We start from the raw sequence: 1231 nt of genomic DNA on the forward strand, positions 1-1231 counted from the left end.
CCCGACAAGTTATCCGTCCATGCAATCTGAGGCGTCAAATCCACGGAATCTTTATAGATACTGTTATCTCCCGGTACGGACACCGCGATCGACGGAGCTGTCTTGTCGATGCTAACGGATACTGTATGTGCTTGTTCCACGTTGCCTGCTTTGTCTACACTCCAATATACAAGCTTATGCACGCCTTCTTCCGACAATACAACGGAAGTTCCCGTTTGCTCAGCGCCATCGTCTACCGTGTAGTAGGTATTGGCTACACCCGATTCGTTATCGCTCGCGCTTAAGGTTACAGTGACATCTTGATTGACCCAGCCGCTTGGCGCATTATCCGTTGTCGTTGGCGGTTGATGTTCAATTGGGTTCACTGTAACATTCGCAGAAGCCGTAAAATTCCCATCTAAAGTTTTGACCGTCACTGTCGCCGTCCCAGGACGATTGCCGATCAGCGAAGCGCTGCTTCCTGTTGAGTTTATAGATACAACAGTTGGGTCGCTGCTTATCCACGATACTCGGGAATCGTTCGCATTCGCGGGCGTAACGGCAGCTGTTAATGTTCTGGTTTCGCCTTGAGTCATTGTTACGTTCTGTTGATCAAGAGTCACCCCGCTCACAGGGACGCGTTGAACGACTTGGAATGTCTTGCGATCCACTACCGTATAACCGTCATTGAGCAAAAAGAGTGCATCATAAGTGCCAGGAGCCAGTCCATTGTTTAAACTAACTCTTCCGGATCCAGACTTTAAATAACTCCATATCAAAGATACACCAGCACCTGGAGGAACAGCTCCGGTTCTGTAGATGCCGACCCAATCTTTCCCGTTTAACGCTGCCCCAGCATAGGATAGGGTAATGGCTTCCCCTTGGATGTACTGGGATTTGTCTAGTGTTATTTGGCCGGCAGCTACTCCAGCTGCTTTAACAGTTACGTTAATGCTTGTTGTCAATGGAACGCTGTTCGGGTTATCAACTCCGAGAKGCAGGGTTACGGTCCCTGGCACCGAGAAGGTCTGCACCGTCTTGATAGCCGGATCGTAGCTAACGCCGCTTAAATCCCAATTCACACTTGCATCCACATTTCCTCCATCGGTTGCAAGAATTACTTTTGTGGGCAATCCAAGAGCTTCCGCTGTCTTGGCCGTTCCGTTGTTCGCAGATACCGAGGCAGGCGCAGTGATGCTGTTTAAATTAACACTGTTAACATTAATTTCAATATCCTGCGACGAACGGTTAT

Annotated in this window: 1 protein-coding gene; it reads right to left on the minus strand. The window is 48.9% G+C overall.

The window, feature by feature from the left end:
* Positions 1 to 1231, minus strand: a 1231-nt coding sequence (locus AC1DWB_RS35555) for an Ig-like domain-containing protein (RefSeq protein ID WP_477545773.1), incomplete at both ends; no start/stop codon positions are given.

Source organism: Paenibacillus sp. P4_E11, from assembly GCF_056401635.1.